This window comes from Clostridium arbusti SL206, assembly GCF_000246895.1.
Lineage (GTDB): Bacteria > Bacillota > Clostridia > Clostridiales > Clostridiaceae > Clostridium_I > Clostridium_I arbusti.
Map to the genome: position 1 here is coordinate 21,553 of NZ_BAEV01000051.1, position 6,000 is coordinate 27,552.

At 30.7% G+C, this 6,000-nt stretch carries 6 protein-coding genes; 3 read left to right on the forward strand and 3 right to left on the reverse strand.

The window, feature by feature from the left end:
- The first annotated feature begins 459 nt into the window (after positions 1-459).
- The 3 genes from RH99_RS10470 to fba all read left to right on the forward strand — a co-directional run bounded on the left by RH99_RS10470 (position 460) and on the right by fba (position 2,589).
- On the forward strand, positions 460-1,131 hold the full coding sequence (locus RH99_RS10470; protein WP_010237541.1) for a DUF421 domain-containing protein: 672 nt from the start codon (positions 460-462) through the stop codon (positions 1,129-1,131).
- Between the two features lie 33 nt (positions 1,132-1,164).
- Positions 1,165-1,545, forward strand: coding sequence for a DUF4363 family protein (locus tag RH99_RS10475; protein WP_010237544.1), 381 nt, complete (start codon positions 1,165-1,167; stop codon positions 1,543-1,545).
- A 120-nt stretch (positions 1,546-1,665) separates the two neighbouring features.
- Positions 1,666-2,589, forward strand: coding sequence for a class II fructose-1,6-bisphosphate aldolase (gene fba, locus RH99_RS10480; RefSeq protein ID WP_010237546.1), 924 nt, complete (start codon positions 1,666-1,668; stop codon positions 2,587-2,589).
- Positions 2,590-2,828: 239 nt separating this feature from the next.
- Here the strand turns inward: fba and RH99_RS10485 are convergent, their stop codons facing one another.
- Genes RH99_RS10485 through RH99_RS10495 form a run of 3 tightly spaced genes read right to left on the reverse strand, consistent with a single transcriptional unit; the run spans position 2,829 to position 5,545 of the window.
- A complete protein-coding gene (locus RH99_RS10485; RefSeq protein WP_010237547.1) occupies positions 2,829-3,956 on the reverse strand; it encodes a MalY/PatB family protein in 1,128 nt (375 codons plus the stop codon).
- Between the two features lie 22 nt (positions 3,957-3,978).
- Entirely contained in the window at positions 3,979-5,016 is a 1,038-nt protein-coding gene (locus RH99_RS10490) for a nucleoid-associated protein (RefSeq protein ID WP_010237549.1), read from the reverse strand.
- Positions 5,017-5,050: 34 nt separating this feature from the next.
- Positions 5,051-5,545, reverse strand: a complete 495-nt coding sequence (locus RH99_RS10495) for a DUF6106 family protein (RefSeq protein ID WP_010237551.1) — start codon at positions 5,543-5,545, stop codon at positions 5,051-5,053.
- Between the last annotated feature and the right edge of the window lie 455 nt (positions 5,546-6,000).

A 6,000-nucleotide genomic window follows, 5' to 3' on the forward strand; every position in this document is an offset into this window, starting at 1 on the left:
ATGTTAAATCACCCTCATCATCAGAAGCTTCTCTTTAGGCACATTCAAATAAATAACTAGTCAGTATGCTAGCCTATTTTGAATTCTACTGCGTCAGCAGAACCCTCTGATAGCACCACTATCATCAGGACCTGTTTCCTTGTATAATTCAAAATAGACGTCGCATCTTTAACTTGTTATTTATTTTCACATGCCTTATCTGATACAAAATAATGATTTTTTATTTTATTATGCCTTAAATATATTAATCACTATAATTATAGTAAACCACCCGCAACCATAAAACAATAACTACTATTTGTAAAATATATAAGGCATATTCAATTGTATGAAAATTTACTCTTCTCAAATGTAATAAATAATTCAATATAAATAAAATTATCAAATTTTATTTATATTGAATTAAATTTAATAAATTTGCAAACATTATACTTAGAATACGTAACAAGGGGCGATTTTATGTTTATTCTTATGATAAGAACTATTATACTGTACATTTTAATTGTTGTAGTAATGAGGGTTATGGGAAAAAGACAGATAGGTGAACTACAGCCTTTTGAGCTTGGGATAACTATAATAATTTCTGACTTAGCTTCACTTCCTATGCAAGACACTAGGATACCTATTATGCACGGCATAATACCTATAATAACCCTTTTATTTATAGAAATACTTGTTTCAATATTGCAATTAAAAATCCAAACTGCTCGTTTAATAATATCGGGTAAACCAAGCATACTAATTAATAATGGTAAAGTAGATATAGATGTAATGAGAAGTCAAAGACTAAATATGAATGATTTATTAGAAGAAATTCGTATTAAAGGATATTACAATATAGAAGATATAGAATTTGCTATATTGGAAACCAGCGGCCAACTATCTGTAATTCCAAAGACTGAGCTCTCTAATGCTACAAAGGAAGACGTAAATGTTAAATCTAAACAAGATACTATTCCTGTAACATTAATATTAGATGGAGTTGTTAACCGTAAAAACTTGGATATTATAAATAGAGATGAAAAATGGCTTTTAAGTACATTAAGGAGCAAAAATATAAACTCATATAAAGATGTATTCATTGCTCTTGTTGATTCAAAAGGGAAATTTTATACACAACTCTATGATTAAAATATCTAAAGATAAAATTCAGGAGGTTTTAAAATGAAGAATATTGTAATAACTATTATTTTATTTTCAGCTATGATATTTACTTGTCTTATTTCAGTAAGATACTTAAATAAAGTATCCTATAATATGTATTCTTCTAATAATTCTATAAAGAGTTATATCTCTAATGAAAATTGGTCTGAAGCCGCTAAATTATCAGAAAAATTTTCTAAAGATTGGGATATGTATTGTGATAACTTTTCCCTATTTGTAAATCATACTTTAATTGACGATATAAGTATAGAGGAACACAAATTACAAGAATACACAAAATGTCAAAACAAAGATGAGGCACTAGCATCTTCTCACAGTATAGAATTTTTAATAGAGAGAGTTAGGAAATTAGAGAAAATTAACATTCAAAATATATTTTAGTCAAAATTATTATGATTAAACTATGGAAAATAATCTTTATTTGAATTATAATAGGTGTAGGGAGATGTCCCACTGGGACTCAATTAGTCCCTATAAAGTTTTGAAAGGTGGAATTTTAAAATGGCATTAGTTACTACTAAAGAAATGTTTAAGAAAGCTTATGAAGGTCATTATGCAATAGGTGCTTTTAACATCAACAATATGGAAATCATCCAAGGAGTTGTTAATGGTGCAAAAGCTAAAAAATCACCAGTTATACTTCAAGTATCATCAGGAGCTTTAAAGTATGCTGGTCCAAAATATTTAAAGGCAATGGTTGATGCTGCTATAGCTGATACAGGCGTAGATCTTGCTCTTCACTTAGATCACGGTCCAGATTTTGAAACAGTTAAATTAGCTATTGAAACAGGATTTACTTCTGTTATGTTTGATGGTTCACACTATGAATATGAAGAAAACGTAGCTAAGACTAAAGAAGTTGTTGAATACGCTCATGCTCGTGGAGTTGTAGTTGAAGCTGAACTTGGAGTACTTGCTGGTGTTGAAGATGACGTTAAGAGTGATGTTCATGTATACACTGATCCAGCTCAAGCAGTAGACTTTGTAACAAGAACTGGTGTTGATTCATTAGCAATCGCTATTGGAACAAGTCATGGTGCTTTCAAATTTGCTGGAGAAGCTAAATTAAGATTTGACATATTAGAAGAAATCCAAGAAAAATTACCAAACTACCCAATAGTTCTTCACGGAGCTTCAGCTGTTGATCCTGTAGCTGTTGCAACTTGTAACAAATATGGTGGAGATATTGCTGGTGCAAAGGGAATACCTACTGATATGTTAAGAAAAGCTTCATCTATGGCTGTATGTAAAATCAACATGGATACAGATTTAAGACTTGCATTTACAGCTGGTATTAGAAAAGTATTTGGAGATACTCCAAAAGAATTTGATCCAAGAAAATACTGTGGAGCTGGAAGAGTTGCAATCCAAGCTACTGTTGAAGATAAAATAGCAAATGTTTTAGGTTCAGAAAACACTCTATAATTAAGAGTAAAAGGAAGGCTAAGCCTTCCTTTTTTATTTTATCAGTTTTTTAATTTATATATTTATTATTAGGCATATGAAAATAAATAACAAGTCAAAGATACGACGTATATTATGAATCATACAAGGAAACAGATTCTGATGATAGTGGTGCTATCAGAGGGTTCTGTTAATGTAGTATGATTCATAATAGACTAGTATACTGACTAGTTATTTATTTGAACATGCCTTATATCCTTTTAAATCTTATGAACAGCATTTTCAATTCTATCAAATGCTTCTCTTAATAATTCACGTGAGCAAGCAAAATTAAGTCTTACAAAACCATCCTCACCAAAATCTTTGCCATTTGAAAATACTACCTTAGCCTTTTCATAAAAAAATTGAAATGGATTCTCTATCTTAAGAGGTCTAAAATCTATCCAAGTTAAATAAGTGCCCTCTACATGTGAATAAATAGCCTTTGGAAACCTCTGAGAAAGTTCTCTTTCAACATAATCACGATTACCACGCAAATAATCTAAAAGTTCCTTCTTCCATTCCTCCGAATCACCGTATGCAGCACGACAAACTTCATAGTTTAGAATTCCAGGATGAGGCATTGCATAGCCTGCTGCCTCAAAACGTTTTTTCAATTTGCGATTTGGAATAATTGCAAATGCAATAGGAATTCCTGGTAAATTATAAGTTTTCCCAGGACTCATAAGGGTAATGGACCTTTCAAGTGCAATATCCCCTGTGGTTACAATCGGTATATGATGTCTATCAAATACTAGCTCGCAATGAATTTCATCAGAAACAAGAAGTAGGTCATGCCTATTACAAAATTCTGCAACTCTTAACAATTCTTCCTTGGTATATACCCTTCCCACAGGATTGTGCGGATTGCAAAGTAAAAATACCTTTGTTTCAGGAGTAACTTTACTTTCTAAATCTTCAAAATCCATTTCATATCCTATACTGCCTATCTTTAACGTCGAATCAATACGATGCCTTCCAGCTTTTATTGGTGCAGAAAGCAGCATTGAATAATTGGGAGTAGTAGTAATTACATCGCCTTCTCCCATAGCACTTGCCACTCTAAGCCCTGGCACAACTCCAGGAAGCCATGTAATCCAACTTTTCTTTAATTGAAAGCCATACTCCTTATAAAACCAATTTAGAATAGCATCATAAACCTCATCACTGGGATTTGTGTATCCAAAGATTCCACGTTTTACCGTTTTTTCTATAGCCTCAATAACAGCAGGAGGAGAAGTAAAATCCATATCTGCTATAAACAGTGGTATATACTCTTCTGGATATGTATCCCATTTAATACTATTGGTACCTCTCCTATTTACTATGGCATCGAAATCAAATTTCATCTTATTCACCTTCTTTAAATTCTTATTTCTCTATATAGTTTCTTATGTGCTTTATCAAAATATTAATAGTTCCATCACCATTTCTTACAATCTCAAATCTTGAATTATCATCATAGGTTTCTTCATTTATATAGACATCAATATCCTTATCTATTTTTAGCCTTACCCTCTTTAACTTGTTCTCTACCCACTGTTTATCCACATCTATCTGTTCATTTACACCTTGCTCTTTCACATACTGAACAAAGTTTTCAGCTACATCTTTGCTTTCACCAAAAACATCCTTGGAAAATTCATTTATATCTATTTTTTCCTCTTCTTTAAGCTTTTTCTTAAGAGAAGATCTAACAACTTCAGCCGCATCTGCATTATCTTTTAAATTATTTCTTGTCCATTTTTCAGCAGTTTTAATAAAATTACGGGTTACATCCCTCTCATTCTCAATAATAGTACAGCCTAAAAAATTACTTATAAAATAATTAGAACCATAATCATCTGAATCCTTGCTTTTATTCTGCTTATCTATAACCATTAAATCAATTTTATTATCATTTAATATAGGTTTGATAAAGGCACATTTTTGTAGTCTTTGTCCTCCTGATGGAAGACCTATAAATTGAGGCAATATATTTATACCTATCTTATCATCCACAAATTCTATATTATGAGTGTAATTTTTAACATAATCCATTTTTAAAAGTGCAAGCATAGGTCCAAGTTCTGTAGATATTGAAACTACCATTAGATCGCAGGATGGGATACTTCCATTGGACTTCATAAGTATAAAAAGCTGCTTTGCTATTTGCTTTGATATATCTATAAATTCTCCCTGACCATTTAAATATTCCTGTGAAAGTTCTTTTACAATATTTCGTCCATCATTAAAAACTGCATATTTCAATTCTTCATCCTTAAAGCATTTCTGTATATGTTTTAATATATATTCATAGGTTTCATCTGAAAGATCCAAAGTGTATTCATTATAAACAGGATCATCACCATTATTATCTAATACATGAATAATAGCTTCATTTAAATTAACCTCATTAATGTACTCCAAAATATTACCTCCGAACTATCCAAGTTAGCTTATTTCATATAATTACTTTTTTATTATTCATTAAAAAACATAATTCTAGAAACTTTTTATCTGGTACAAAATTTATTTTTAATTTTTCTCCACTATAGATTAACAATATACTATATACTGCATTGCTATTATTTTTATTATAAAAATTTAGCTCTTTATCATATTTAAAATCACTATTTTTTATTATGCCACTATCTTTTTCTGCCATAACCTCAATATCCCTTATATGGAAATTACTAACTGTTTTTCTATTGCTTTTATCTGTTATTTTATCAATATCTATTTCTCCATTGGTAAAAGCATATTCATATTCTGCATATAGCTTTCTCTTTACAATAAATATAACACCAGCTATTATGATAAATAAAACAAATCCTGCAATTTTTGCTATGCTAAAAAATCCTAAAGCTATAATACCAGCAGCATAAGCTGATAATTTAACAAAATTATAAAATTTATCATCTTTTCTTCCTACAAACTGTTCATAAAAGACATCCATAATACTTCCTCCCCATACCCCGATATGAATTAATTATATCATACTAAGACTTCATTCTAAACTTATAATATTTTTCATTAGGCATATGAAAATAAATAGTAAGTCAAAGATGCGACGGATATTTTGAAGTCTACAAGGAAACAGGTTCTGATGATAGTGAGCTATCTGAGAGTTCTGTTGACGCAGTAGGATTGAAGCAAGTTCTTAATTCAGGTGGGGATTCTTTTACCCCATCTGAATTTTAGAACTGCAAATGCATGGCTTACTTGGCGTTGAACTCCCACTTGAAGAAAAGCAGAGAACCAAAATCTTCTTTTTGATTTTGTGTGAATCACTTTCACAGAGTGCGTGGGAGACTTACGCCAAGTTAGTCAGGTTAAAATAGGCTAGCATACTGACTAGTTATTTATTTGAATGTGCCTTATGTTCTATTTAACTACACTATGTTATAATAT